22 protein-coding genes are annotated in these 26,118 nt (G+C 59.3%); 17 read left to right on the forward strand and 5 right to left on the reverse strand.

Features of this window, described 5'->3' with window-relative positions; genetic code table 11:
• Positions 1-77 precede the first annotated feature (77 nt).
• Both ACYVI2_RS23435 and ACYVI2_RS23440 read left to right on the forward strand, forming a co-directional pair.
• Positions 78-1,847 (forward strand): thiamine pyrophosphate-requiring protein, encoded by a 1,770-nt coding sequence (locus ACYVI2_RS23435; RefSeq protein WP_415816755.1) that lies wholly within the window; start codon positions 78-80, stop codon positions 1,845-1,847.
• A 102-nt stretch (positions 1,848-1,949) separates the two neighbouring features.
• Positions 1,950-2,279 (forward strand): glycine zipper domain-containing protein, encoded by a 330-nt coding sequence (locus ACYVI2_RS23440; protein ID WP_415816757.1) that lies wholly within the window; start codon positions 1,950-1,952, stop codon positions 2,277-2,279.
• Between the two features lie 167 nt (positions 2,280-2,446).
• Here the strand turns inward: ACYVI2_RS23440 and ACYVI2_RS23445 are convergent, their stop codons facing one another.
• Together ACYVI2_RS23445 and ACYVI2_RS23450 are read right to left on the reverse strand one after the other, a co-directional pair.
• Positions 2,447-2,950 (reverse strand): YciE/YciF ferroxidase family protein, encoded by a 504-nt coding sequence (locus tag ACYVI2_RS23445; RefSeq protein WP_415816759.1) that lies wholly within the window; start codon positions 2,948-2,950, stop codon positions 2,447-2,449.
• Between the two features lie 119 nt (positions 2,951-3,069).
• Positions 3,070-4,299 carry an MFS transporter gene (locus ACYVI2_RS23450; protein ID WP_415816761.1) on the reverse strand — a complete coding sequence of 410 codons (1,230 nt, stop codon included), beginning with the start codon at positions 4,297-4,299 and terminating at the stop codon, positions 3,070-3,072.
• 109 nt (positions 4,300-4,408) lie between these two features.
• On the opposite strand from ACYVI2_RS23450, the gene ACYVI2_RS23455 reads away from it, so the two are divergent.
• Entirely contained in the window at positions 4,409-5,362 is a 954-nt protein-coding gene (locus ACYVI2_RS23455; protein ID WP_415816763.1) for a LysR family transcriptional regulator, read from the forward strand.
• Here the strand turns inward: ACYVI2_RS23455 and ACYVI2_RS23460 are convergent.
• Together ACYVI2_RS23460 and ACYVI2_RS23465 are read right to left on the reverse strand one after the other, a co-directional pair.
• The gene (locus ACYVI2_RS23460) at positions 5,345-6,028 is read right to left on the reverse strand and encodes a GntR family transcriptional regulator (RefSeq protein WP_415816765.1); all 684 of its coding nucleotides are present in this window, start codon (positions 6,026-6,028) and stop codon (positions 5,345-5,347) included. The two genes, ACYVI2_RS23455 and ACYVI2_RS23460, sit on opposite strands and share 18 nt — an antisense overlap.
• Before the next feature lie 71 nt (positions 6,029-6,099).
• On the reverse strand, positions 6,100-6,597 hold the full coding sequence (locus tag ACYVI2_RS23465; RefSeq protein WP_415816767.1) for a V4R domain-containing protein: 498 nt from the start codon (positions 6,595-6,597) through the stop codon (positions 6,100-6,102).
• A 222-nt stretch (positions 6,598-6,819) separates the two neighbouring features.
• Between ACYVI2_RS23465 and ACYVI2_RS23470 the strand changes: the two genes are divergently transcribed.
• The 6 genes from ACYVI2_RS23470 to ACYVI2_RS23495 all read left to right on the forward strand — a co-directional run bounded on the left by ACYVI2_RS23470 (position 6,820) and on the right by ACYVI2_RS23495 (position 14,171).
• On the forward strand, positions 6,820-8,322 hold the full coding sequence (locus ACYVI2_RS23470) for an ABC transporter substrate-binding protein (RefSeq protein WP_415816768.1): 1,503 nt from the start codon (positions 6,820-6,822) through the stop codon (positions 8,320-8,322).
• Positions 8,322-9,338 (forward strand): ABC transporter permease, encoded by a 1,017-nt coding sequence (locus tag ACYVI2_RS23475; RefSeq protein WP_415816770.1) that lies wholly within the window; start codon positions 8,322-8,324, stop codon positions 9,336-9,338. The genes ACYVI2_RS23470 and ACYVI2_RS23475 overlap by 1 nt, the downstream gene beginning before the upstream one ends.
• A complete protein-coding gene (locus ACYVI2_RS23480) occupies positions 9,338-10,234 on the forward strand; it encodes an ABC transporter permease (RefSeq protein ID WP_415816772.1) in 897 nt (298 codons plus the stop codon). The genes ACYVI2_RS23475 and ACYVI2_RS23480 overlap by 1 nt, the downstream gene beginning before the upstream one ends.
• Before the next feature lie 4 nt (positions 10,235-10,238).
• Positions 10,239-12,182, forward strand: a complete 1,944-nt coding sequence (locus ACYVI2_RS23485) for a dipeptide ABC transporter ATP-binding protein (protein WP_415816774.1) — start codon at positions 10,239-10,241, stop codon at positions 12,180-12,182.
• A gap of 118 nt (positions 12,183-12,300) precedes the next feature.
• Positions 12,301-13,614 (forward strand): aromatic ring-hydroxylating dioxygenase subunit alpha, encoded by a 1,314-nt coding sequence (locus tag ACYVI2_RS23490; protein WP_415816776.1) that lies wholly within the window; start codon positions 12,301-12,303, stop codon positions 13,612-13,614.
• A complete protein-coding gene (locus ACYVI2_RS23495; RefSeq protein ID WP_415816778.1) occupies positions 13,611-14,171 on the forward strand; it encodes an aromatic-ring-hydroxylating dioxygenase subunit beta in 561 nt (186 codons plus the stop codon). Before ACYVI2_RS23490 ends, ACYVI2_RS23495 begins: the two co-directional genes overlap by 4 nt.
• 12 nt (positions 14,172-14,183) lie before the next feature.
• Here ACYVI2_RS23495 and ACYVI2_RS23500 read toward each other — a convergent pair whose 3' ends face one another.
• On the reverse strand, positions 14,184-15,224 hold the full coding sequence (locus tag ACYVI2_RS23500) for a site-specific integrase (RefSeq protein ID WP_415817133.1): 1,041 nt from the start codon (positions 15,222-15,224) through the stop codon (positions 14,184-14,186).
• Positions 15,225-15,487: 263 nt separating this feature from the next.
• On the opposite strand from ACYVI2_RS23500, the gene ACYVI2_RS23505 reads away from it, so the two are divergent.
• The 8 genes from ACYVI2_RS23505 to ACYVI2_RS23540 all read left to right on the forward strand — a co-directional run bounded on the left by ACYVI2_RS23505 (position 15,488) and on the right by ACYVI2_RS23540 (position 26,071).
• Positions 15,488-16,480 (forward strand): DNA-binding protein, encoded by a 993-nt coding sequence (locus ACYVI2_RS23505; RefSeq protein ID WP_415816780.1) that lies wholly within the window; start codon positions 15,488-15,490, stop codon positions 16,478-16,480.
• A gap of 267 nt (positions 16,481-16,747) precedes the next feature.
• Entirely contained in the window at positions 16,748-17,779 is a 1,032-nt protein-coding gene (locus ACYVI2_RS23510; RefSeq protein ID WP_415816782.1) for a SphA family protein, read from the forward strand.
• Positions 17,780-17,898: 119 nt separating this feature from the next.
• The gene (locus ACYVI2_RS23515) at positions 17,899-19,527 is read left to right on the forward strand and encodes an arylsulfatase (RefSeq protein WP_415816784.1); all 1,629 of its coding nucleotides are present in this window, start codon (positions 17,899-17,901) and stop codon (positions 19,525-19,527) included.
• A 112-nt stretch (positions 19,528-19,639) separates the two neighbouring features.
• Complete coding sequence (locus ACYVI2_RS23520; protein WP_415816786.1) at positions 19,640-21,013, forward strand: glutamate decarboxylase; 1,374 nt, start codon at positions 19,640-19,642, stop codon at positions 21,011-21,013.
• A 113-nt stretch (positions 21,014-21,126) separates the two neighbouring features.
• Entirely contained in the window at positions 21,127-22,827 is a 1,701-nt protein-coding gene (locus ACYVI2_RS23525; protein WP_415816788.1) for an aspartate:alanine exchanger family transporter, read from the forward strand.
• A 68-nt stretch (positions 22,828-22,895) separates the two neighbouring features.
• Positions 22,896-24,608 carry an aspartate:alanine exchanger family transporter gene (locus ACYVI2_RS23530; RefSeq protein ID WP_415817135.1) on the forward strand — a complete coding sequence of 571 codons (1,713 nt, stop codon included), beginning with the start codon at positions 22,896-22,898 and terminating at the stop codon, positions 24,606-24,608.
• A gap of 82 nt (positions 24,609-24,690) precedes the next feature.
• On the forward strand, positions 24,691-25,116 hold the full coding sequence (locus ACYVI2_RS23535; protein WP_415816790.1) for a universal stress protein: 426 nt from the start codon (positions 24,691-24,693) through the stop codon (positions 25,114-25,116).
• 274 nt (positions 25,117-25,390) lie between these two features.
• Positions 25,391-26,071, forward strand: a complete 681-nt coding sequence (locus tag ACYVI2_RS23540) for a hydrolase (RefSeq protein WP_415816792.1) — start codon at positions 25,391-25,393, stop codon at positions 26,069-26,071.
• Positions 26,072-26,118 lie beyond the last annotated feature (47 nt).

A 26,118-nucleotide genomic window follows, 5' to 3' on the forward strand; every position in this document is an offset into this window, starting at 1 on the left:
CGCCCGTAACCGCTACACCAGGCATGTAACTTGCGCCGCCCCGGTTATTTCGCATTCACGCGTAATTGGGGGCAAGCATGGCAAAGACAGTAGCGGATTTTGTGCTGGCGCGACTGGCAGAATGGGGCATCGACCGCGTGTTCGGTTACCCGGGCGATGGCATCAATGGTCTGATCGGCGCATTTGGGCGCGAGGGACAGGCCATGCGTTTCATCCAGTCGCGCCACGAGGAAGAGGCTGCCTTCATGGCATGCGCCCATGCCAAATTCACGGGGCAGATCGGCGTGTGCCTGGCAACGTCGGGTCCAGGCGCCATTCATTTACTCAATGGCTTATATGACGCCAAACTGGATCACCAGCCCGTAGTCGCCATCGTGGGCCAGCAGGCGCGATCGAGCCTGGGTGGGGACTTTCAGCAGGAAGTCGATCTGGCGGCCTTGTTCAAAGATGTCGCCCGTGATTTTGTGCAAGTCATGAGCACCGCCGAGCAGGCCCGTCATCTGATCGATCGCGCCATGCGGATTGCGCTGGAGCGGCGCGCGGTCACATGCATCGTGATCCCGAATGATGTGCAGGATTTGCCAGCTGTGCCGCATCCGCCCCAGCGGCACGGCATGATGCATACCGGTATAGGGGCAGTGTCACATTCGCATGTGCCGGGCGAGGATGCCTTGCACAATGCCGCGTCCGTATTGAACCGCGGACGCAAGGTGGCGATCCTGGCAGGCGCTGGCGCCTTGGGGGCATCGGACGAGCTCGCCCAGGTTGCCGAACGCCTCGGTGCAGGGGTGGCCAAGGCGCTGCTGGGCAAAGCTGTGCTCTCGGACCGTTTGCCATATGTCACCGGCAGTATCGGGCTGCTGGGCACCGTGCCTAGCTGGAGGCTGATGCAGGATTGCGATACCTTGCTGATGGTCGGTACAACTTTTCCGTACACGGAATTTTTACCGCCCGAAGGGCAGGCCGGTGGCGTGCAGATCGATCGCGACGGCCGTGCGCTAGGCCTGCGCTATCCGATCGAGGTCGGCCTGGCGGGCGATGCGAAGCAAACCTTGGCCGCACTGCTGCCGTTGCTGGAGCAAAAAACCGACCTGGACTGGCGTCATGACATCGAAAAAGACGTCGCGCGCTGGCGCGAGGTCGTGGCGGCGCGTGCGCAGACCCGAGGTGAATTGATCAACCCGCAACTGCCGTTTCTGGAACTGTCGAAACGCCTGCCTGACGACAGTATCGTGACATGCGATTCGGGGTCGGCGGCCAATTGGTATGCGCGCGACGTCGACGTTCGTCCTGGCATGCTGGCGTCGATATCGGGCGGGTTGGCGACCATGGGGTGCGCCGTACCTTATGCGCTGGCGGGCAAACTGGCCTGGCCTGAACGTCCCGTGGTCGCGCTGGTCGGCGATGGGGCGATGCAGATGAATGGCATCAATACGCTCATTACCGTTGCGGATCGCTGGCGTGATTGGAACGATCCGCGTTTTGTAGTGCTGGTGCTCAACAACGGCGATTTGAACCTGGTCACGTGGGAACAACGCATCATGGGGGGTGACCCTCGATTCCGCGATTCGCAACGATTGCCGCCGTTCTCGTATGCGGAATATGGCAAGCTGCTGGGCCTGGAAGGCATCCGGGTAACGGATAGCGAAGACGTCCCTTCGGCCCTTGATCGCGCATTTGCCGCGGACCGCCCTGTGGTGCTGGAGGTCATGACAGATCCCGAGGTGCCCCCCATGCCGCCACACATTACGTCCAAGCAGTTTGGCGCCTATATGCAGGCATTGCGCAAGGATCCGGCAGGCGGTGCTGCGTTGCGTGCCACATTGAAACAGTGGTGGGCGGGCTGAACGGCTCGTCCCGTGCGATAGCTGCAATCCCTGGCACGGGACTTGCGGCGCATGAGGCCAAGCACGGCATTCTGCGCGTGCAGAGACGGATCAGGAGGCGATATGCATAAGCAGCATCACAGCGACGACACCCGCGATCATGACAGTGGCACACTGAGCAAATTGGTGCATAGCACCGAAGAGCTGCTGCGCCGGACTGCAGCATTCGGTGGCGCGGACGTCGAGGCCGGACGCGATCGTTTAAAACGTGAATGGGATGCGGCCAGTTCGCGTGCGTCAGATTGGCAGGATGCCGCAGGCGCCGGAATCAGGCATTTTTCCCGAGCAGCAGATCGTTGCGCGCATCGCCATGCGTGGGAATCCATAGCGGTAGCAGCCGTAGTCGGCGCGGTGATCACGGCGTGCCTGATGTCGAAGTCTACGCGGCGGTAAAACGAATGCGAGTTCAGCTGGAGCAAGCACGCGAGAACCACAGTAGTCAGTCATAGACAAGAGCCGAACCCGACGCCGGCTCGACAAAACCGAAAACCGATGGGCCCCGGATGCACCGGGTCCCATCGGATGATTTTTAATTACGTATCGACTCGGCCAGTCCAATCTCAAGCTGCACTTTTTTGTGCGGCTTTTTCGTTGGCGCGGCGCAGCGCCAGGGTATTGAGTTTTTCATCGGCGCCTTTCTCCTCGGCTAATGTCTCCTTCAGGAGTTTCACCGCTTCTTTGTGGCCCAACTGATCGGCAAAGGTGCATAGCGTGCCGTAGCTGGCAATCTCGTAGTGTTCCACTTTCTGTGCAGCGCCAATCAGCGCAGCATCCAGGACTGGGCCTTTTTTTATCTCGTCAATGATGTCACGGCCTTCTTCGACCAGACCCTCCATCGCGGCGCATTTGATGCGTTTGAGGCGTATGCCCAGGACTTCGACAATCTGGTCGATACGCTCGACCTGGCCTTGCGTTTCCTCGAGGTGATTGGTAAAGGCCTTGGCAAGCTCGGGATCCTCTGACGCGCGGGCCAATTTGGGCAGTGCCTTGGTGAGTTGCTTTTCGGCATTGTAGATATCGGATAGCTCATGCACGAACAAGTCTTGCAGGGTTTTCTCAGCCATGAATTTCTCCAAGTGGTGATGTGGCGCAAGATCGCGGCACATCACCACATTCAGCAAGTCGCGTGCCGTGAGATAGCTGGGCGCGCCGTATCGCTGCTGCTATCCAGCCGGCTCGACGATCACGCTTGTGCGGGAGTCAAAGCGCCCGACCGCATCAGTCTCAACGCCAGCGCTCCCAACGAGGCAACCGTAGCCAATACGACAACCCCGATCCAGCCATAGTGAGCCAGCGCCACGCTGCCCAATGCTCCGCCAGCCGCCATGCCGATGAACATGCCTACCATCAATACGGCGTTCAATCGGCTGCGTGCGGCGGGGTCCAGGCTATAGACCAGGCTTTGATGTGCGATCAATGACATCTGAATGCCCAGGTCAAAGCCAATCGTGCTCACCGCGATCAGCACCAGTGCTGCTTGCGCAGGCAACATCGGGACAACGGCCATCAGCGCAAACGAAACCGCTGCCAACAAGGCTCCACGACGGCTCACCACGGCCGGGCCGTGGCGGTCTGCTGCGCGTCCGGCCAATGGGGCTGCCAACGCGCCGGCGGCTCCGGCCAGGCCGAACGCACCTGCCGCCCCCGCACCGAGATGAAAGGGCGCAGCGTGCAACATGACGGCCAAGGTGGACCAGAACGCGCTGAAGGCCAGAGACAACAAGCCCTGTGCGAACACCGCGCGGCGCAACTCGCCATACTGCCGCCACAACGAGCCGAGCGAACTCAGCAAGGCGCCATAGGGCAGGGTGGTCGTCGGTGCAAAACTGGGCAAGCCCCGTGATAGCGCGGCCCCCAATACGACGATGGCCACGGCAGCCGCCATGAACATGGCGCGCCAGCCAAACTGCTCGGCCACCAGTCCGCTGACCACCCGCGACAACAAGATACCCAAGAGCAGCCCTGTCATGACCGAGCCGACGATACGGCCTCGATGTTCGGCAGGCGCCAGGGTGGCCGCGGCCGGCACGATGTCCTGAGCGAGCGTGGCCGCCAGGCCGACGGCGAAACTGGCCGCTAACAAGGTGCCCATGCCTGGGGCCAGTGCCGCGAGCAACAGCGCCAAGGCCAGCGCCGCGATCTTGCCCAGCATGATGCGTTTGCGGTCATAACGATCACCCAGCGGCGCCAACAACAAGATACCTACCGCGTAGCCTAATTGCGTCAGCGCCGGGATCCAGCCCAGCGTGGCATCCTCTGCGCCGAAATCGTTGCCCAGAATCCCCAGCATGGGTTGGTTGTAATACAGCGAGGCGACTGCGAGCCCTGCACCCGTCGCGAGCAACAGCACGCGACTGCTCGACAGGCCCGGTTGGGCAGGAGAAGAAATGGAATGACTGGTAGTGGCCGACATGATGATTTTCCCGTGTGAATACCCGGTTCGAAGGGCATGGCGGCATTCTGGACTTGCATGATACGTATTGGTAGTGGCCTAAAATGCAGAACGGTTATACGATAAACGTATGAAAGAACCTATCTTCGGGGCAGACCGCTTCCAATTGCTGGAAACCTTCGTCCGCATTGTCGAGGCGGGCAGCCTGTCTGCGGCGGCGGCGCAAATGGGCGCGACACAGCCCACGGTGAGCCGCCGTCTGCAGGCGCTGGAACGCGCGTTCGGCGTTCGGTTGATTCAGCGCTCTACCCATGCGATGGGCCTGACAGAGGAAGGGCAGCGCTGTTACGAGCGCGCGCTGGAACTCCTGAAAGCCTGGCAGACGCTGGAAGGCGATGTGCATGGCGCGAGCCAGCAGCCCGCCGGCACGTTGCGTGTCGTGGCGCCCCATGCATTTGGCCAGGACCAGTTCATCGAGCCGTTGGCCGATTATCTGAGCCGCTATCCCGACATGCGGGTCGAATGGTTGTTGCATGATCGCCTGCCTGACTTCATTGGCGAAAATATCGATTGCGCGATTCGGGTAGGGCATGTGCTAGATCCGTCGCTAGTCGCCATCAAGCTGGGAGAAGTCCCGCGTCTGGTCGCGTGCGCACCGGCATTATTGCAAGGGCGTACCGTGCCTGAACACCCTAGCGAACTGACGGATCTGCCATGGGTGGCGTTGCGTACGTTCTACCGCGAAGACATTGAGTTGATCCACCGCCAAACGGGCGAACGCGTCCGTGTGGAAATCGCGCCGCGGCTGTCGACGGACGGTCTGCGTGCGGTAGCAAAGGCCATGCGATTAGGCTTGGGGGCAGGGGCGGCCTCGTCCTGGGCGTTGGTACAGGACTTGACCGCGGGCAAGCTCGTTCACCTCGTCCCCGAATGGATGGCGGAGCCGCTGCCTGTGCATCTGATTTATGCGCCGTCCCGTTTGCAACCTGTCAGGCTGCGCAGGTTTATCGACATCATGAAAGCGCACCTGCCAGCAGAGTTGCAGGCGTCGCAAGCAACGGCCGGCTCAACTGCCGCGTTCTAAACGCTGCTGGTAGGCGTTGTAATAACATGCGGCCGCCGCCCGCGCATGCGTCAGCATGCGGGTACGCACCAATTCCGCATCGCCGGATAGAAACGCCTGATACAACCCCTGCATGCCATCCAGAATGAGTTCCCGTACCTCGGAATCATCCATCGTCATCAAACGCACGACTTGAACATGATCGATATACCTCGAGATGGCGTCGGCCAATTGGCGATTGGGCACCATGGTCAGCCAGGCCCATCGAAAACGCGCGTTATCGCGCATGAATTCATCGATGTCGCCAGTCTCGTGGGCATGTTGCGCCTTTTCTAACGACGCGCCCATTTCTGCCAGGCCTTTAGGCTGCGCATGCAGCGACGCCGAGGCCGCTGCCGGCGGCTCCAGCAAGGTGCGGATTTCAAAGATTTCGTTCATCTGCGCGAGCGTATAACGGCGCAACACAAATCCGCGTGCGGTGCCCTCGAGCAGGCCCTCGCTGGTCAATTGCATGAGAGCCTCGCGCACAGGCATGCGCGAGACATGCAGCTCGCAAGCGATGTCATGGTCAACGAGACGGTCTTCCAGACGGATCTGTCCCATCTGGATGCGCTCTCGCACAATACCGTAGACGCGTTCGCGCAGATTGGGTTTGCGCGGGGTTTTGCTATGTGTTGTTGTCGTCATGTCCACTGCCATTTTTACACTAGGCCACACCCCGTCAGGAAAGCGCAAAAGGCAGCAGACCGTAGACGTTCCTAATCGGTTTGTGCCTGAAAGACGCACTGTGACGCCCCCATGCACGCACACTGTGTTTCATGCACGCTTGCGGCTTTGCCCAGCACGAGCGCCGTCACGGCCTCGAGCATACCCGCAATGGCGTGGCAGACCGGGGCGTCGCTTGATCCGGCAGCACTGGCGAACGGGCTATTGTGTACGGTCAACGTCAGCGCCTCTGCAGGTGTCCAATCAAATCGCCACACGCCCCAGCCTAGATCTGCAGCGGATTCTGCCATGACTTGCAAAAAAGCCTCGGTGTCTGCCGTCCCGCTCGCCCGATAAGCACGAGCCGATGCGCCGCCTCGGTTCCGGACCGACGCACGCAGGCTCTCGAAGGCGCGTTGCCGGTCGGCGGCGGGCAGGGCGGTGAACAGCCCCATCAGCACATCCGCTCGCATCATGACGTAGCGGCGATCGGCATCCAGGATCTGCCCAGACGCCGTATCCCAATTCAATCGTTCGTGTAATTGTCCCATCGCCAGGCCTCGGTTTGTTCTAGAAATATACTCTTTTGATGATGGTAAGTAGATGAAGTTAGGGTAAATAATTAGTTTAAAGCTCAACTAATCGTGTTTAAATTCAAAACAATATATTCTTTTCCATGCCCAGATTGGGGCTCCCGAAATCATTCCGGCATCGGAGGCCGTATGAGTATCGCGAGGTTGGTAAGATGGTCTGCCAGGTCTCTGGCATCTTGTTTGTTCGTCACCTGTGCCAGCCTGGCGGCAAGCGTTGCCCAGGCCCAGACGCCCGCGGCCGAAGAAGAACTGAAAATCGTCTATCCCGTCGACGTGCCATCCTGGGACCCGACGGCGGTCACCTTTCCGGCGGGACAGTCGGTGTACAAGGCGGTGTTCGATTCGCCACTGTTCATTGATGGCGATCTGAAACTGCAGCCGTCGTTAATCAAAAGCTGGAAATGGGCTGATGACAAGAACACGCGGCTGACGGTTGAACTGCGCGACGACGTGACCTTTCATGACGGCAGCAAGCTCACGACCGAGGATTTCAAGTACAGTTTTTTTGACCGGCCCAAGAAAGACAAAAAGCTCGCGATCAATGGGTTCTTTGGTTCATTGAAAGACATCGAGGTCGCCAGCCCGACCGAGGCCACGATGGTCTTTACGACGCCGACGCCCACGGCGCCGAATTACCTGGGGTTCCTGACTTCGTATATCTTGCCCAAGGCCTACATCGAGCGTGTGGGCGAGGACGCTTTTCAAGCGAACCCGATCGGCGCCGGCCCGTACAAGATCGTGCGCTACGAGCGCGGTTCGCGCGTGATTCTCGAGGCCTATGACAAGTATTGGGGCCCCAAGCCTGCCATCAAGCGTGTGGTGTTCGAATTTGTGCCGGACGCCTCGGCCCGCGTAGCCATGCTGGAGTCGGGCAGGGCAGATGTATCGGTGCAGATCCCGCTGCGCGAAGTGAACCGTCTGGCAAAAAATGCCAACCTCACGGCCAAGATTTATCCCTATAGCGAGATTTTCATTTTGCAGATGCCGAGCTACGTGGAGGCGTTTCAGAATGAGCACGTCCGGCGTGCTCTGCACATGGCGATCAATAAACAGGCCATTTCCAAGGCGTTTTACGGCAACGTGGCCAAGCCCATCTCGGTGCTGGCTACGCCCGGATCCCCTGGCGATGTGCCGGGTTATGAATTCAAATTCGACAAGAAGGCTGCTCAAGAAGAACTCGCCCGCGCAGGCTACGGCCCCGACAAGCCCCTGAAAATCCAGTTCCTCTCGACCAACAACGCCTTTCCGAGCGACTACGAAATGGCCCGGGCCATCGTGCAGATGTGGTCGCAGATCGGAGTGCAAGCCGATTTGCAGGAGATCACGCTGGCGAAATATCTGGAACTGAGCCATTCGTCCAAGGTGCCTGGTGTCATGCTGTATAGCTGGGCCAATGCGACTGGCGATCCTGAAATTTTCGCAGGCAAAATCCTCGATCCACGCCTGCGTTTCTCTACCTGGAAAGAGCCTGCGCTGGCCAAGACGATTGATGATCTGGCTGCCTTGGGCGATCCTGCCAAGCGTTTCGAGGGCTATCAAGCCCTGGCACGCGAGTCCACCGAACATGCCTGGAGCCTGCCGTTGCTGCAGTCGGTGGCGACCATCGCCTACAAGAAAAACCTCGACATCAAGGTTTACCAGACCGCCTACATCCTGCCCGCCGAATACCGCTGGAGCAAGTGATGCTGGCTGCGCTGCTGTCCCATTTCACACGCCGGCTGATGGTGGCGGTGCCCACCATGCTGGCCTTGTCGGTCGTCGTGTTTATCGTGCTGCGTCTGCTGCCCGCCGATCCGCTGGGCATGATGCTACCGCCGAATGCGACGAATGCCGAGGTCGAGGCGCTACGCCACGCGATGGGATTGGATCGATCGTTGCTGGTGCAGTATGGCATCTGGCTGGGGCACGTATTGCAGGGTGATCTGGGCCGGTCTATCAGTTCCGGGGTTCCTGTCACGCAGCTCATTGCCCATACCTTGCCCGCCACGCTGGAGCTGTCGTTCGTGGCGCTGTTCCTGGCGCTGTTGATCAGCGTGCCGGGCGGATTGTTGCTGTATGTGCTGCACGACCGGCGTGGTGAACTGGTGGCTGACGCAGGCCTGGTGCTGTTGATCTCGATCCCCGGCTTTCTGTGGGGCATTTTTCTGATGCTGGGGTTCGGCGTGTACTGGCCGGTGCTGCCGTTTTCAGGGCGTTTCAGTTCTGATGTGGTCGCGGCGGGTCCGACGGGATTTGTGCTCGTCGATTTTTTGCTGCGTGGTCAGTTGGGGAATTGGGTGGACGCTTTGTCGCATCTGATTTTGCCGGCTACCGCATTGGCCCTGGGTTTCAGTCCACTGATTGTGCGTGTATTGCGCGCCAGCTTGCTGGAAGTCAGTCATGAACAGTACGTCACGGTCGCGCGTTTGCGTGGCCAGCCGGAATGGCGCGTGATCTTGCGCCACATGTTGCGTAATGCATTCCTGCCTACCTTGACGCTCATCGGCGTGCAGTTTGGTTTTCTGTTCGGTGGCACTTTGCTGATCGAAATGATTTTTTCATTTCCAGGACTCGGCAACATGATGGTGCAGGCCGTTCGCAACCATGATTTGCCCTTGATCCAGGGGATTTCGCTGGTGTTTTGCGCAGTCATTCTGCTGATCAACGCCAGTGTTGATTGTCTATATGCCGTCATTGATCCCCGCCTGAGAACGAGCTGATGTCGACTTTGCCTATCTCTACGCGCCCGTGGCGTACGGGTTTGTCTCCGCTGAAGGCGGCAATGCGCGCATCGCCCAAGGCGACCATCGGCGGGGCAATCGTGCTGGTGCTGGTCCTGATCGCCATATTTGCGCCCTACATTGCGCCCAATGACCCGCTGGAACAGGATCTATTGTCGCCACTGCTGCCTCCAGCCTGGGCGGCCGATGGCATGGCGCAGTTCCCGCTAGGTACCGACAGCCTGGGGCGCTGTGTATTGTCGCGATTGATTTTTGGCACCCGCATTGCGCTATGGGTGGGGCTGTGCGCCGCGACCGGCGCCACGCTGGCCGGCTGTGTGCTGGCGCTGATTGCCGCCTATTTCGGTGGCCGTGTCGATCGCGCCATTGGGTATCTGGTCGATCTGTGGATGTCCTTTCCGCCGGTTGTGCTGTCGTTGATCCTGATGGTGGGCCTGGGGACTGGGGTAGGGAATGTGATCCTGTCGATCATCTTGGTGGACTGGACGCGGTTTTGCCGGGTCGTGCGCGCCGAGGCCTTGAAAATCCGGCGCAATGACTACGTCACCGCTGCGCGCTTGATGGGATTCGGCCATTTGCGCGTGATTCTGCGCGAGATGCTGCCTGGACTCGTTCCGCTGATTCTGACCTTGTTCAGTCTGCAGATCGGTATTGCCATCATTGTCGAAGCGATTTTGAGCTTTGTTGGTCTGTCGGTGCCTGCCGATGTGGTCGCCTGGGGCGTCATGATCGCCGATGCCCGCAGCACGATGCAGGAGGCCATCTGGACATTGATTGCGCCGGTCGTCGGCATCGTGTTGACGGTCTTCGGATTCAATCTGCTCAGTGACGGACTGCGGCGAGCGCTGGATCCGCGTCAGCGTGCGAGGAACTGAACCCATGTCCTTATTGCAATTGAGCCATTTGACCTTGACCGTGGATGTTGCGCTGGACGATGCCGGCAACACCGCGCCCGCCGATGTGCTGCGCGATATCACGCTCAGTGTCCCGGAGGGGCAGATGCTGGGCCTGGTCGGGGAGTCCGGCGCGGGGAAAAGCATGATCGGCCGGATGGTCGCGGGTACCATCCCCGCGGGTTTTCGCATCAGCCAAGGGGTGCTCACATTCAAAGGGCAGGATCTCAATCAGATCAAGCCCGCTCGACGCCGCGAACTGCTGGGGCGGCAGATCGCTTTTATTCCGCAGGAGCCGCTGTCGGGTCTGAATCCGGCGCTGACCGTCCGCCAACAGCTTTTCGAGCACCTGCGCCATGTGGGGATTCCCGCCGCGCAGCGGGAAAGCTATGCCAGCTCGCGGCTGGCCGAGGTCGGACTGACCGATGCGAAAGCCATGCTGGCACGCTATCCGCATCAGATGTCGGGCGGTCAATGTCAGCGCATCCTGATTGCGATGGCATTCTGCGGCGACCCTGCATTGATCTTTGCCGACGAGCCTACCACGGCGCTGGATGTGATTACGCAGGCGCAGATCATGCAGGTGCTGGCCGAACAGCAAAGGCGACACAAGACGGCGGTAGTGCTGGTGACGCACGATTTGCGCTTGGCTGCACATGTGTGTGATTCGATTGCAGTGCTGTACGCGGGCGAGATCGTCGAGCTGGGGGCGGCGCGGCAAGTGCTGGACGCGCCCTTGCATCCCTATACGCGCAGCCTGAAAGAGTCCGCTCCAGGGATGGGGAAATCGACCCGGCTGCTGCAGGCCTTGCCGGATTTCATGCCGGGGTTGAAAGATTTTGCGCGCATCCAAGGCTGCCGCTTTGTCTCGCGCTGCCCGATACGCCAGGACGGCTGCGCCACGCATCATCCTGCATTGTCATCGCGAGAGGATGGGCGCGCCGCGCGGTGCCTGGATCATATTCCTGCCTGGCCGGTCAACGAGGCCGATGGCATCGATGCGCTCGCGGCATTACGTAGCGGCCCGCCACCCGGCAGTAGGTCGTCCGTCGTGCAATTGCGCGATGTCGCGCTCTGCTATCCCGGTCCGGCTCGTTTGTTCCGGTCCAGCGAGTCCATCCAGATATTGGAACCCTTGAGTGTCCACGTTGAGCAGGGCGAATTTCTTGGCATCGTCGGCGAGAGCGGCAGTGGCAAAACAAGCCTTGCGCGCCTGATGGCCGGCATGGTCGCGCCGACAGCGGGGCAGATTGAGTACCCCGGTTCCGCCAGCGGCAACAGGCGGCTCGGGACGAACATTCCCCTGGCAGATCCGCGCGATGTGCAATTGGTGTTTCAGAACCCCGATTCGGCATTGAATCCCCGGCGTCGTGTTGGCTCCCTCGTCACGCAGATCCTGGAGGTCAGTCAACAGGCCCGCCTGCGTGCGGGTGCCGCCACTCAAGACCGCAACCAGATTGCGCAGCAATTGCTGGCCTCGGTGGGCCTGCCGCCCGAGGCGGTGGACCGGCTACCGTCGCAGCTATCGGGTGGACAGAAGCAGCGCGTCAACATCGCCCGCGCCCTGTGCGTGACGCCACGGATGATTGTGGCCGATGAAATCGTGTCCGGCCTCGATGTCTCGGTGCAAGCCTTGATCCTGAATCTGTTGCTGCAACTGAAACAAGAGCTGGGGATTGCGCTGGTGTTCGTATCGCACGACCTGGCCGTGGTGCGCTATCTCTGTACGCGTGTGCTGGTGCTGCACAAAGGCCGCATCGTCGAACAGGGACCGACTGATGAGGTGTTCGAGCAACCCAGCCATCCCTATACCCGCGCACTGATCGCGGCAGTTCCGCCAGATTCTGCTGCCCAGGCATGGAGGCCCGCGGTCCGGGATGCAGACGCTGCGTTGCACGCAACGCCTGCCGTACAGCGTGCGGCTGCCTAGATCACGGCTCAGGAGTTGTGCCGCCAAGCCGTCACTCGCGTTTATCCCCCAGCCGTATAGTTTCGCGGCTGGATCCATTTCTGTTCCCGGCAACGTACCGGGTTATCCGGAGCAACCAATGCGTGAGTTCTCATCCACGACACCACTGCGATCTCTGATCGAGCCGGATCGTGTACACCGGGATCTATACGTGGATCCCGATCTCTATCGGACCGAAGTCGAGCGCCTATGGACGCGTGCCTGGGTGTATCTGGGACACGAGAGCCAGATACCGAACGTCGGCGACTACACCACGATCGATATCGTCGGGCAGTCGCTGATCATGCTGCGCAAAAGCGCCGCCGAGGTGGTCTCGTTGATGAACCGGTGCGCACACAAGGGCAGTCAACTGGTACACGAGCGTCAGGGGAATTGTGGGAAATTCCTGCGTTGCCCTTATCACGCGTGGACCTACAAGCTCGATGGTTCGTTGTTGTCCGTTCCCCTGAAAAATGACTACGAGGGCACGCAACTGTCGAGCTGCCCTTCCGGGAAAGGCTTATCCAGCCCCGGCGCGACGATCAATTACAAAGGTTTTGTGTTTGTGCGCCTCAGTGATGAGGGGCCGGATTTCGAGTCCTATTTTGGCGAGGCGCTGGCCACACTGGACAACATCATCGCCCGTGCGCCGGAGGGTGGGGTAGAGGTGTTGGGTAAACCGCTGCGCAACATCATTCGCTGCAACTGGAAACTCTATCTGGAGAACGTGAACGATACCGTGCATCCGATCTCCACCCACGAGTCCGCAGCCAGCGCGGCCAAACATGTCAGCGAACACTTGCCTGAGGGCAGCGATACCGTTTTGGCGATGGAACAATTACTGCCGTTTGGCGCGGGCTACAGTTTCTATTCGGAAATGGGCGCTCGCGTGCTGCCGCACGGCCATAGCATTCTGGGCACGAAGTTCAGTATTCACACGGGCTATGCACCGTTGCCGGATTATCAGGCCTCGCTGGAGTCCCATTATGGCAAGGACGAGGCCGAGCGCATTCTCAGTTTCTCGCCGCAGAACACCGTGTTTTACCCGAGCCTGGCTGCGAAAGCCTCGCCGATGGTGTTGCGCGTCATCCGTCCGTTGTCGGTGAATGAGACCTTGATCGAAGTGTGGGCCTTTGCGCCAAAAAACGCGTCGGCCAGATTGCGCCAACGCGCTTCGTCGTACGCGCGGCTGGTGTTTTCGCCCATGTCAGTGGTGGCGCATGATGATGTGCATTTGTTCGAGAGCCAGCAGCAGGGGCTGCAATGCTTGGGTAACGAATGGCTGAGCCTGCATCGTGGCTACCGCGAGGGCGAGATCGACGCGAGCGCTGTTTCGTTAGACAGCGGCAATAATGAACTGGTGATTCGCAATCAACATCGCGGGTGGCTGGGGCTGATGGAGGATGCGTCATGAGTCAGGCTATTGCGGATGGAGAGCCGATCGTGAATCAGGTCATTGCGCCAACAGCATTGGAGACCGCAGCTGCGCATGCCTCATTGACCAACTTCGTGTATCACGAGGCGATGCTGCTCGATACGCGGCAGTATGAGGCGTGGCTGTCGTTGTTCACGCAAGACGGTTTGTACTGGATGCCGCTATCTCCTGACGACGGTGTGACAGACTCCACGCCACCGGACGAGTCCCCGGCTTTGTTGTACGAGGACTTATTGCTTTTGCGCCTGCGCGTGCAGCGATATGCCAATCCGCGCGCTCATTCGCTGCATCCGGCGGTGCGAGGGCTGCGGGTGTTGCAGGCGCCTGCGGTCATCGATGCCGACGAATCGTCCGGCAAGTTCCACACACGCACTCCGTTTATGTATGTGGAAACGCAAGGCGATACGCAGCGTGTGCTGGCGGCCACCGCCTATCACACGTTGGTTCGTGAGGCGGGACAATGGCGGATACAACGAAAGAAAGTCGTCTTGCTTAACGCAGATGCGAGTTTGCCGGCGATACAGTTGTTGTTGTAGGTGGCAGTGAAATCAATCGCCGCTGATTGAATTGGCGGCTGGGTGAGGGGCAGGGGCCTCGCTGAACTCGGAATCATTTTCCAGCAAGCGCCCGGCCTTGGCAGATAGGGCCGCCCCGGCCCGGTGATAGCCCACGACGCTGACGACACTCGCATGTCCCGTCATCGCCATGGTCTCGCCGAGCGGCAGCCCCTGACGGCCGGCCTCGGTGACAAAGCCCGACCGCAGGCTATGGGCGGCGTAGTCTCCGGACAGCCCGGCCAGGGCGGCACGCGCCTGTACGATCTTGCGCACGGCCTCGGCTCCCAATCCCTCGCCGATCACGCCCCCGCGCCGCACACGGCGAAACAACGGCCCTGATGTGATCCCGGCGGCACTCAACCATGCCTCTAAGGCGATCGCCGCGCGGCCTACCACGGGTTTGTAGCTGTCGGCGCGTTCGACGCCTTCCTGGTTAGTCTTGGAGTGTCCCATCGTGTAGAGAAATCCCTCGGGGACGCGGCGTGTGTTTTCTATTGTGGCGCGTACGATTTCGGAGCGTCGCCGGCCGCCGCTGGCCCATCCAAACAGCAGCAGGGCGCGATCACGCAGCCCGATGAGCGAGTCGTCGCAGGTCGCCAGGAGCTGTTCCAGTGGCTCTTTGGTCAAGGCGTCTTTGCGCGCCGGGCGGTCGCCGCGTTTTGCGTAGGCGCTGCGCACGCGCTCCAACAACATCTGCACGGCCCGGCTGCGGCAGGGGTTGGGCAGGTCTTGCGTTTCATGCGCCTCGGACAGGACCGCTAGGCGGTGGCGGACCGTCGCGAGCTTGAATGGCCCTGGTTTGCGTTTGACCCTGGCGGCCACCAGGGCCGCGTCAACGTCAGCAGGCAAGTCATGCGCCAGCCCCTGATTCGTGACGTGCTCGACATGATCGGCGATGAACTGCATCACCGTATTGACCGGCACGGGCAGCAGAAAGGGCGTACCCAATCGCAATTGATGCCAGGCCGCCCAATATTGAATGGCTGATCGATAGGCGGCGAGGGTGTTTTCCGAGCTGCCTTCACGCAGCAGCGCTTGAATCGATGCGTCGCTCGCACCAAGGCTGTCTTGCAGCGTTCCAGCAGCCTGGGCGCGTTGTACAACAGCTCGCGAGGGGCCAAATCGCGCATTTTTCACTGAATTTCTCGCATAAACATAGAATGTGTTCTATATAATATGTAGTACGTATTAAATAATACAGAAATATTGAATTAGGGCGGATAACTTTTAATTATCCACCCTAATTTGCCAGAAACAGGAGCCAGCGCCAAGCTGGCCGCGAACAGAGATCCATCATGGCGATAGGCGTTCAAGAAGCAGACGTGTGGGCAGCAGCAGATGCGCTGCTGCAATCGGGCGAACAGCCGACCATCGAGCGGGTGCGTCTGCATCTCGGGCGTGGCTCGCCCAATACGGTGGGGCCTCATCTGAAGGCGTGGTTTCGCGGTCTGGGCGAACGTCTGGTGTCAGGGCAGAGCGCAGACAGGGGTATTCCCGATCTGGTGACAAAAGCGGTGACGCAAATTTGGGAAACGGCCTTGGCAGCCGCCCGCGAGGGGTGCGCTACTGAGGCGGCTGCACAGCGCCGGGAACTCACCAACGCTCAAGAAGCGCTGGCTGCCGATCGCGAGGCGCTCGCGCAAGACCGAAACCGGCTGCGAGCTCGAGAAACGGATCTCCAAACCAGTGCTCAGGCTGCTCACGCACAGGCGGCCGCGACGGAGGCTCGTCTGCAGGCTGCCGAGGCACAATTACGGGAAAGCGCACAGACCGAGAAAGCGCTCAGCGCCGAGCTGGCATCGGCTCACGATCAGATATCAGCATTGCAGCAGTTGTCGCAACAGGCGCACGTCTCGCAACAGCAGGCCTTGGAAGCCGCCGAAATGCGGCACGCCGCACATGAACGGCGTTGGCTGATCGAGGTCGACGAGTTGCGGCAAGCGTTAAAAAAGGCGCAGGAAGACCAGGAGCGCGCACGTAAGGCCGCCGACGTCTCGGCGTTGCGTCATCAGCAGGCGATGGAGCAGGCCCGTGCGGATACGGACGTTCAGCTTCAACGGGCAATGAAGGCCGAGGCTGCCGTGCAAATATTGACCGCGCAGTTGGAGGCGGGCACGCAGGCCACGCTGGCGGCGCAAATACATTGGGAAAGCACGGTGGCGCAACTGTCGGCGCAGATCAACGCCTTGAGTGAACAGATACAGACAAAGGATCGGCAACTGGAGCTCGTGATGCAAGCCGGCCCGCGTCGCCGTCGCGCCGCCAAGGCCCCGTCCGAGAAGGAATAGCCGCCAGTGCCAGCGCTGCGCTTGCCGAGATGTTGCGCGATATGTTCTGCAAGAAAATATCTGTTTATTGCGAATCGGTAATCTGTGGGCGGCTGATCTGCAGCCCATTCGAGGTAGTGAATGTCTCAAAATGCCAAGAACTAGTAAAACGATGGCATTGTTGTTAAAAATTACTCTACAATTTGCGACAAGCCTATATTTGGTTACGACGGGCCCATGATTTGACGCGGTTTGCCTTTTTGCAGTGTTGTTAAAGCGGAGGGCTTGATGGCAGCAAAAGGTTGGGGCAAGTTCATTTCGAATGTGTGGGTTCGTGTGACGGCACCATCCCGCCATTTCGGGGCAGGGTGCAAGAGACTTACCATCGCGTGCGTCGGGCTCGGCGCAGCATTGTCGTCAACGTCCAGTTGGGCTACCGAAGGTGCCCTGGGCCGCCAGATCACCGGTACTAATGTCTTGCCTAACGCGGGCATCGTCGCGCCGGAACCTATCACCGCGGTCAATCTCACTCAAATCTATTTTGACGGGTCGATTGGTGCCCATCGAGACGTGCCCATTGCGGGCAAGACCTCGCTGGGCCTGGACGGCAAGATCTCTTTTACGCTGCTGTCATTGCTTAAGACCTGGGATACGGACACAGGCAAATGGAATTTTGCCTCCGGTATCACCATCCCCTACGTATGGACCAAGGTCGAAGCCTCATTGAGCGGCTCTCAACGAGGCGCGAGCACGAGCGATATCGCCTCGAACCTGTTCGATTTGTACTTCACGCCCATTGTGGCCGGCTATCACTTTTCCGAAACTTCGCATATCGCTTTGAGCCTGAATGTCTGGGCGCCGACAGGGAAGTATGACGAAGACGATATGGCGAACCCCAGCCTGAACAACTGGACATTCATTCCGCAGGTCGCCTATACCAAGATCTTTCCCGAATCGAAATGGCAGCTCGACATGGTGGCGGGCCTGCAGATCTATACCAAGAATCGCGCGACCGACTATCGCAATGCGCCGCTGTTCAGCATGGACGTGATGGCGCGCAGGAAATTCGACAACGGCCTGAGCGCCGGTTTGATCGTTGGGACCCAACAGCAGTTGGGCAACGACAGCGGCCCCACGGCGGATCGCTTGAACGGTTTCAAAGGACGTGATTGGGCCTTGGGTCCCATCGTCACGTATGACAGGAAGCTCCCTGGCGAGCGATCGTTGTCGTTGAGTTTGCGTTGGGTGCCGACTATCAGCAGCAAGAACCGGTTGGATAGTAATGACACGGTCATGGCAACTGCCGCATTGATTTTTTAGTTAGCTAAGATCGGCTCTGTTAAGCCATCTTTAGTCCGAGCGTGCCGGATATATAGCGCGTACCGAGTGATGAAAGTGCATTGTTGCGGGTCTTTGTTTCAGATGAAGAGGAGTAAGCAATGAGTACGACCGGACGGTTAGGCGCTATATTCGCTGTGGGCTTGCTGGCCTGCGCAGCGGGTTGGCAAGCACAGGCTCAGCAGGCTAGCGCCGGCGATGCCAACAGCAAGAAGCCCAATATCCTGGTGATATTCGGTGACGATATCGGGCAGGCCAATATCAGCGCCTATAGCCATGGGGTGATGGGGTATCACACGCCCAACATCGACCGCATCGCCAAGGAAGGCATGATGTTCACCGACTATTACGCCGAAAATAGCTGCACGGCGGGGCGGTCGTCGTTCATCACGGGCCAGACGCCATTGCGTACGGGCTTGTCCAAAGTGGGTGCGCCCGGCGCCACAGTCGGGCTGCAAGCGGGCGATATCACCATTGCCCAGGCCTTGAAGGCACGCGGCTATGTGACGGCTCAATTCGGCAAGAACCATTTGGGCGATCGGGATGAGTATCTGCCGACCAATCACGGTTTCGATGAATTTTTCGGCAACCTGTATCACTTGAATGCCGAAGAAGAACCCGAACGTCCGTACTGGCCTCAGGATCCCAATGACCCGTATGTCAAAAATTTCTCACCACGCGGCGTAGTCAAGGCGTCGGCCGACGGCAAGGTCGAGGATACGGGTGCGTTGACCAAAAAGCGCATGGAGACGATTGACGACGAGACCGTCGGCGCAGCGATTGATTACATCGACAAGCACGGCAAGGGCGACAAGCCGTTCTTTGTGTGGATGAACACCACGCGCATGCATATCTATACGCACGTGCGCCCCGAGTATCGTGGCAAGAGCGGGATGCCCGGCAACGAGTATGCCGATGGCATGTGGGAGCATGATCAGGACGTGGGCAAGCTGCTGAAGAAGCTGGACGATATGGGCATTGCCGACAACACGATCGTGGTTTACACGACGGATAACGGCCCCAATGCCTTTACCTGGCCAGATGCCGCCACGACACCGTTCCGCAGCGAAAAGGACTCGAACTGGGAGGGCGCGTTCCGTGTGCCCGCCATGGTTCGCTGGCCGGGGCAGATCCCGGCCGGCAAGATCCAGAGCGGCATCGTTTCGGGGTTGGATTGGTTCCCGACGCTGCTGGCTGCGACAGGCGATACCGATATCAAGGACCGCCTGCTCAAGGGATGGACACCACCGAATGGCAAGCTCAATTACAAGGTGCATCTGGATGGTTATAACCAACTCGCTTATCTGACCGGCAAGACCGACAAGAGCGCCCGCGACGATTTCTTTTACTTCAATGATGATGGGAAATTGGTGGGTATGCGTTTCGGCAACTGGAAGGCGGTGTTCTGCGAACAGCGCACGCCGGGGAATTTCAATATCTGGCAGGATCCCTTTGTCTGCCTGCGGGTGCCGAAGATCTTCAACCTGCGTATGGACCCCTACGAGCGGGCGGACATCACCTCGGATCAGTACAACGACTGGCTGGCCAAGAACTCCTATTTGACCGCGATCGCTACGATGAAGGCATCGGAATTTCTGGAGACTTTTGTGACGTATCCGCCTAGCCAACGCCCGGCGAGTTTCAGCATTGACCAGGTCGAAGAGCAGGTGCACAAGACCATCGACAAGCATTTCGAAGAGCAGGCCAAGCAAAAGGCGCAGTCGAAGTAGCACTGTCGCATTACTTATCGTCCGTGGTGCGCGGACATGCCGTTCTGACGACGGCATGTCCGCCCCGGTGTTCTCGTCTGCGCGGCTTTGCGCGCTTTAGAAAGGTGCCAGAATGACCCAATCTAATTTGCTATCGACACCGTACGACCAATTCAATATCGAGGTGCCGGAAGACCATTTTCCGGAGGACGGTATGTCCGCCCGCGCCGCTTATGCACTGGTGGTCAGCGACGAGTGGATCGACACTAATCCCATGTTGAACATGTCGTCGTTCGTGACGACGTTTGCCGAGCCGGAGGCCGTGCGCCTGGCCGAGCGAAACATGTTCAAGAACTATATCGACCACGACATGTACCCGCAGTTGTTCGCCATGGAAAATCGCATGGTGAAGTGGCTGCATCGGCTGTGGAATGGCCCGGCCGATGCGATGCCGTACGGGACGGCTACGGTGGGATCCTCCGAGGCATGCATGCTGGCCGGCCTGGCGCATAAATGGAACTGGCGTCAGCGCAGAGAGCGCGAGGGCAAAGACGCCACGCGTCCCAATATGGTGACAGGCGGGAATGTACAGATCGTCTGGAAAAAATTCCTGCGCTATTTCGATGTCGAACCGCGCATCGTTCCGTTGAAACCCGGCCAATATTGCCTGACTGCCGAGGACCTCGATAAGTATGTCGATGAGAATACGATAGCAGTGGTAGCCATCGCCGGCCAGACGTTCACGGGCGAGGATGACGACATTCAGGGCATTCACGATTGGTTGGATGACTATGAGAAAAGAACCGGGGTCTCTGTGCCTATGCACATTGACGGCGCGTCCGGGGGCTTTGTGAATCCTTTCTTGTATCCGGATTACAAATGGGATTTTCGTCTGCCGCGCGTGCTGTCGATTAACGCGTCGGGGCACAAGTACGGCCTGACACCGCCGGGTCTGGGATGGGTGGTGTTCCGGGAACGCAAGATTTTCAACGAGGATCTGGTGTTCTATGTCAATTATCTGGGCGGTGAAATGCCTACCGCGACATTGAACTTCAGCCGGAATTCTTTCCAGCTGGCAGTGCAGTACTACCAGTTCCTGCGCCTAGGTTTTGAGGGGTATCGCCGCATCATGCAGCGCACGCTCGATAATGCGATAGCCTTGCGCCAGCGCCTGGTCGATAGCGGCTATTTCACAATCATGAACGATACGCAACGTATTCCGGTGGTTGCGGTGACGCTGGACAAGAAGATCAAGAACTTCAACGAGTTCGACGTTTCGAACAAGGTGCGCGAGCGCGGCTGGGTGATTTCCGCCTATAGCATGCCGCCTGATGCGGAATCGGTGCGCAGTCTGCGCGTTGTGGTGCGCCCGCACATTAATCACAACGTGGCCATGACATTGGCCACCGACATCATCAACGCGTGCAAGTATCTGGAGCAGCATGGTGGCACGGCGACGCCACCGGAACTGCATGATCCGCACAAGACAAGTCCGGCGAAATGTTGATGCAGGCATGGATCAATCGTCGCTAGGTTGGTCATGAGTTGGGGGCGTCGCACGGCTTCCCGTGCTGGAGTCGTGCGGCGCGCTTTGATATCCGCGTTTCCAGGGTACACATCATGCAAGCTTCCATGCATTTCCTCGGGGACAATCCCTATATCTTGCTATTTCTGACTATTGGTTTGTCTGTTTGGGTGGGCAAGTTTTCGGTGAAAGGCTACGGCCTGGGCGCGGTGGCGGCCGCCATTATTGTCGGTTGCCTGATGGCCACGGTGGGATCGCTTTATGGGGTCAAATTCCATCTGGATGACTTCGCCAAATCGCTGCTGTATTACTTGTTCATGTATGGGGTGGGACTGCGCGTAGGGCCGTCGTTTCTGAATGCATTGAACAAGGAGTCCATCAATTACGCCATTCTGGCCGTGATTGCGCCCATCCTCGGGTTGGGGATCGTGGTGTTTGGCACGCGTTTTTTCGAGCTGCCGTTAGGGGCGGCTGGCGGTATGTTGGCCGGATCGCAGACCATGTCCGCGGCGATCGGCTCGGCGGAGCAAGCGGTCAGCTCCGGCGTCATGTCGATGGGGGCAGGCCAAACGCCCGAGCAAGTCAGTGCCATGATCGCCTTGTCCTACGGTATTACGTACATTTGGGGCACCGTCGGCATCATTCTGCTGTGCAAGTACTTGCCCAGGATTTGGGGGGTCGACGCCAAGGCTGCTGCACAAGAATTTGAAAAACAACACGGCGTGCCGAATGTGGATGATGCGGGCCTCACGGCGTTTCATCCTTTTGATCTGCGCGCCTACCGTGTAGAGAATCCGGAATCCATCGGCAAGACTGTCCAGCAGTTTCGCGAACGTTTTCCGCAGTATCAGGTCGTCAATGTCGAGCGCGGCGACCAGATGCTGGGCCCCGGGACCGACACGCAATTCCAGCATGGTGACATCGTGGCGCTGGGTGGCCGCCTGGAGGAAATGACGGCCAATATGGGCGTTCTCGGACCCGAGGTCCCTGATGCGAAGGTCCTCACCATTCCGCTGGATCAAGCAGAGATACTGGTGACCAACAAGGAGGTCACAGGACGGCCGTTGAAGACGTTCCGAGGCTCGGAGCTGGCAGGTCAGATCCAGCTGCAGCGCATCGAACGCAGCGGCGTGCCATTGCCCATCGGTTTGGAAACGACGCTGCAAAAGCGTGATGTGCTGTTCGTCACGGGACTGCAGTCGGCGGTAGGCAAGGCCGGAGAGATCTTCGGTACTATCGCGCGCCACAGTTCGGCGACGGATCTGCTGACGCTGTCGTTTGGCATGATTCTGGGATTCTTGATCGGCCTCATCGAGGTACCGGCTTTTGGCGCCAATGTCGGCCTGGGTAATGCCGGGGGGCTGCTGCTGTCCGGCATTATCGTGTCCTCGATCTCGTCGAGACTGCGCTTTTTCGGCAATACGCCGAATGCCGCGCGCAACATCCTGGAGGATCTCGGCCTGATCGGTTTTGTGGCGATTGTCGGCATTAACGCCGGCGCTGATCTGCTGAGTCAGTTGACGGGGGCGATCGCGCTGAAGATCTTTATTGTGGGCTTTCTGGCTTCTACGATTCCGCCCATTATTGTGTGGGCCATCGGGTTCCACATCATGAAGATCAATCCGGCCTTGCTGATGGGGGCTACCGCTGGCGCGCGCAGCCACTCGGGACCGGCGCGAGAGGCGGCCAAGGAGGTGGGGTCCAGCGTGCCCTGGCTGAGCTTTCCGGTGGGATATGCGGTGTCGGGCGTATTGCTGACGGTGTTCGGTTATTTCGCCATGATTCTGGCGGGTTGAATGCGCCCTGGCCGGGGTGAGCCGATTCATGCGGCTCACCCCGGCGTCGTCGTTGCAAGCGAGGTTACATGCAATTCGAGCAACTGTTTGAAGTGGTCCGTGCGCATCCAGAGTTGGCCTTGTTCACGACGATCGTCGCGGGCCATTTCATCGGCCGGGTGGAAATACGCAAGGTCAGCCTCGGGACGGTGGTGGGCACCTTGATCGCCGGCATGATTCTCGGTCTGTTGTTCAAGCCCGAGATCCCAGATTTGCTGAAATGGGCTTTTTTTGACTTGTTTTTGTTTGCGGTCGGTTATTCCGCCGGCCCGCAGTTTTTTGCCAGCCTGAAGCGTGAGGCATTGCCGCAGATGGCGCTGGCTGTGGTGGTCTCGTGCACCGGCTTGGCTGCGGCGATTGCGATGGTGGCACTGTTGGATTTCGACCCGGGCCTGTCCGCCGGCCTGGTTTCCGGCTCGATGACGCAGTCCGCGGCATTGGGCAGCGCGCTGAGCGCGATTTCGGCGATGGACCTCGATGAGGCCACGCGCAATGTGTTGATGGCGCATGCGCCGCTGGCTGACGCCACGACCTATATCTTTGGCGAGATAGGGCTGATCCTGTTCGTGACCGTACTGGCCCCGCGATTGCTGAAGATCGATCTGAAACGGGTTGCGAAGGAGGGCGAGGCGGAACTGCGGGATCAGGCGGACGCGGCGGACGACGGCGAATGGGATAGGGCGCCTTTATCGTTGCGCACCTACCGGCTGGAAAATCCAGAGCTCAATAACACGACGGTCCGTGAGTTCGAAAGCCGTTATGCCGCAGGGCGGTTGACCATCATGGCTATCCGTCGCGGTGGGGAAATCCATCGTGAAGTGCGGCCCGGCACGTCATTGGCACTGGACGACGTCGTGCTGATCGCCTCGCGGCGCGCAGGCATCGTCGGTGCGGCGGGGCAGATCGGAACCGAGGTAGACGATCAGGAATTGTTCCAGGAACCCATGGTGGAGGTTTCCATTGTGTTGACGCGCTCCGAGCTCGCCGGCAAGACGCTCGGAGAGCTGGTGCGTGGCGCCGCACGAGGCGCCTTTCTGGAGTCCCTACGCCGGGGACCCAGCACGTTGCCTCGTGCGCTCGGCACGCGTGTTCAACGTGGCGATGTTTTTCGCTTGAAAGGCAGCCGCACCGCTATCGCGATCGCAGCAAAGAATCTGGGCTCGATCGAGCACGACCCGGGACACACCGACCTCGTCTATTTGGCGGGCGGCGTGGTGGTCGGCATTCTGTTCGGTCTGTTGCAAGTGCATTTGACCGGCGTGCCGCTGGGGTTGGGGACGAGCGGCGGTGTGTTGGTGGCAGGTCTGCTGGCGGGTTGGTTGTACAGCCGCTATCCCCTGGTCGGCCATATACCGGAGCCGGCATTACGATTGCTGTCGGATGTGGGGCTCATCGTCTTTATCGCCGCCATCGGCCTGTCTGCCGGTCCGCACGCCATACAGGCTGTGCACGAGGGGGGTGTGACGCTATTTGCCAAGCTGCTCGGCGCCGGCGTGATCGTGACGTTGGCAGGGCCTGTGGTCGGGCTGCTCGTCGGCCGTTATGTGCTGCGGCTTCCCCCTTTGCTGTTGTTGCCCGGCCTGGCGGGAGCTCAGACTACGGTGGCCACGCTCAACGCGTTGAAAGAGCGCGGAAACAGTGATGTCTATGCCATAGGGTTTACGGTGCCGTTTGCGGTCAGCAATGTCTTGATTACCTTGTGGGGGCCCATCATCGTTGCGTTTTCCGTGGCTCTGGGATAGTTGATCTGGATCAATACCGCGTATAGCTGATCTGCTATCCTGAAATGGCGGCATCCATTCACCTCTTTTTATGGAGCAGCTCATGTTCAAGATACTAGTTCCCGTAGACGGCTCGGAATCCGCGCTGCGCGCACTGAAGACAGCCATTGCCATGGCGGGCCAGCACGACGAGGCGGAATTGCATTTGCTGAATGCGCCGCCGCCCATTCTGTCTGGCCATGCCAAGATGTTCCTGGACAAGCAAGTTGTCCAGGATTACTACAACGAAGAGGGCGAAAAGGCGCTGGCTGACGCCCGCAAAGCCGCGGAAAACGCCGGGGTGCGTTTTGTCACCGCCATCAAGGCGGGTCAATCGGCGCAGACTATCGTCGACTATGCGCATGCGCACCAATGCGCGCATATCGTGATGGGCACGCGCGGCCTGAGCGCTTTGCCAGGCATCTTGCTGGGTTCGGTGGCCAACAAAGTCATTCACCTCGCGGATGTGCCCGTGACCCTGGTGAAATAGGGCTCGCTTCCGGATTCGAAAAAAGCACGCTAAGCCGGCCGCAATGGCCGCTTGGCCTGTTTGCAGTCTCGGCTCGTCCCATCTGAACTACCTCGAATGCCGCCGCTATCGTTCAGATAATAGGACGCTGAGACGCGATTTAGGCCACTACACGTAATATCGTCTCGAAATTATGCTTCTCCCATCAGTGCAAACAACATTTTGCCTGGGCTGACCTCTCTGGGTCGGCGGACATTCCGGTGCCATGCACCATTGAACCCTGAAGGAGAAAGCTATGAGCACACCCGCCAATTTCAACGGCCAGCGTCCCGTCATCGACGCGAGCGATGCTGTCATGTTGCTGATCGACCATCAAAGCGGCCTGTTCCAGACCGTAGGCGACATGCCGATGACAGAGCTGCGCGCCCGCGCCACTGCGCTGGCCAAAATAGCCACACTATCCAAATTGCCGGTCATTACCACGGCGTCCGTTCCGCAGGGCCCCAATGGCCCCTTGATTCCCGAGATTCACGAGAATGCACCGCACGCTCAGTACGTGGCGCGCAAGGGCGAAATCAATGCCTGGGACAATCCGGATTTCGTCGCAGCCGTGAAGGCCACCGGCCGCAAGACGCTCATCATCGCCGGCACCATCACCAGTGTTTGCATGGCTTTCCCCGCCATCAGCGCAGTTGCGGAGGGCTATAAGGTGTTTGCAGTAGTCGATGCCTCCGGCACCTACAGCAAGATGGCTCAGGAAATCACGCTGGCCCGCGTCGTGCAGGCTGGTGTCGTACCCATGGATACGGCAGCTGTGGCCTCTGAACTGCAAAAGACCTGGAACCGCGAGGACGCCCAGCAATGGGCTGAGGTCTACACCAAGATCTTCCCGGCCTACCAGTTGCTGATTGAGAGCTATACCAAGGCGCAGGACGTGGTGAAGAACAGCGAAGTGCTCGATTCTGTGCGCCAGTAATCACTGATACCTTGTTCCGGCAACGGCGGGCGCAATGCTCGCCGTGT

The sequence above is a fragment of the Bordetella tumbae genome, from assembly GCF_054780995.1.

What these genes read in the sequence shown, in the direction of transcription:
- ACYVI2_RS23435 (WP_415816755.1), top strand. Translation starts at nt 78, where the DNA reads ATGGCAAAGACAGTAGCGGATTTTGTGCTGGCGCGACTGGCAGAATGG.
- ACYVI2_RS23490 (WP_415816776.1), top strand. Translation starts at nt 12,301, where the DNA reads ATGCGTGAGTTCTCATCCACGACACCACTGCGATCTCTGATCGAGCCG.
- ACYVI2_RS23485 (WP_415816774.1), top strand. Translation starts at nt 10,239, where the DNA reads ATGTCCTTATTGCAATTGAGCCATTTGACCTTGACCGTGGATGTTGCG.
- ACYVI2_RS23495 (WP_415816778.1), top strand. Translation starts at nt 13,611, where the DNA reads ATGAGTCAGGCTATTGCGGATGGAGAGCCGATCGTGAATCAGGTCATT.
- ACYVI2_RS23540 (WP_415816792.1), top strand. Translation starts at nt 25,391, where the DNA reads ATGAGCACACCCGCCAATTTCAACGGCCAGCGTCCCGTCATCGACGCG.
- ACYVI2_RS23440 (WP_415816757.1), top strand. Translation starts at nt 1,950, where the DNA reads ATGCATAAGCAGCATCACAGCGACGACACCCGCGATCATGACAGTGGC.
- ACYVI2_RS23510 (WP_415816782.1), top strand. Translation starts at nt 16,748, where the DNA reads ATGGCAGCAAAAGGTTGGGGCAAGTTCATTTCGAATGTGTGGGTTCGT.
- ACYVI2_RS23530 (WP_415817135.1), top strand. Translation starts at nt 22,896, where the DNA reads ATGCAATTCGAGCAACTGTTTGAAGTGGTCCGTGCGCATCCAGAGTTG.
- ACYVI2_RS23505 (WP_415816780.1), top strand. Translation starts at nt 15,488, where the DNA reads ATGGCGATAGGCGTTCAAGAAGCAGACGTGTGGGCAGCAGCAGATGCG.
- ACYVI2_RS23480 (WP_415816772.1), top strand. Translation starts at nt 9,338, where the DNA reads ATGTCGACTTTGCCTATCTCTACGCGCCCGTGGCGTACGGGTTTGTCT.
- ACYVI2_RS23535 (WP_415816790.1), top strand. Translation starts at nt 24,691, where the DNA reads ATGTTCAAGATACTAGTTCCCGTAGACGGCTCGGAATCCGCGCTGCGC.
- ACYVI2_RS23445 (WP_415816759.1), bottom strand. Translation starts at nt 2,950, where the DNA reads ATGGCTGAGAAAACCCTGCAAGACTTGTTCGTGCATGAGCTATCCGAT.
- ACYVI2_RS23475 (WP_415816770.1), top strand. Translation starts at nt 8,322, where the DNA reads ATGCTGGCTGCGCTGCTGTCCCATTTCACACGCCGGCTGATGGTGGCG.
- ACYVI2_RS23450 (WP_415816761.1), bottom strand. Translation starts at nt 4,299, where the DNA reads ATGTCGGCCACTACCAGTCATTCCATTTCTTCTCCTGCCCAACCGGGC.
- ACYVI2_RS23455 (WP_415816763.1), top strand. Translation starts at nt 4,409, where the DNA reads ATGAAAGAACCTATCTTCGGGGCAGACCGCTTCCAATTGCTGGAAACC.
- ACYVI2_RS23525 (WP_415816788.1), top strand. Translation starts at nt 21,127, where the DNA reads ATGCAAGCTTCCATGCATTTCCTCGGGGACAATCCCTATATCTTGCTA.
- ACYVI2_RS23515 (WP_415816784.1), top strand. Translation starts at nt 17,899, where the DNA reads ATGAGTACGACCGGACGGTTAGGCGCTATATTCGCTGTGGGCTTGCTG.
- ACYVI2_RS23520 (WP_415816786.1), top strand. Translation starts at nt 19,640, where the DNA reads ATGACCCAATCTAATTTGCTATCGACACCGTACGACCAATTCAATATC.
- ACYVI2_RS23460 (WP_415816765.1), bottom strand. Translation starts at nt 6,028, where the DNA reads ATGACGACAACAACACATAGCAAAACCCCGCGCAAACCCAATCTGCGC.
- ACYVI2_RS23465 (WP_415816767.1), bottom strand. Translation starts at nt 6,597, where the DNA reads ATGGGACAATTACACGAACGATTGAATTGGGATACGGCGTCTGGGCAG.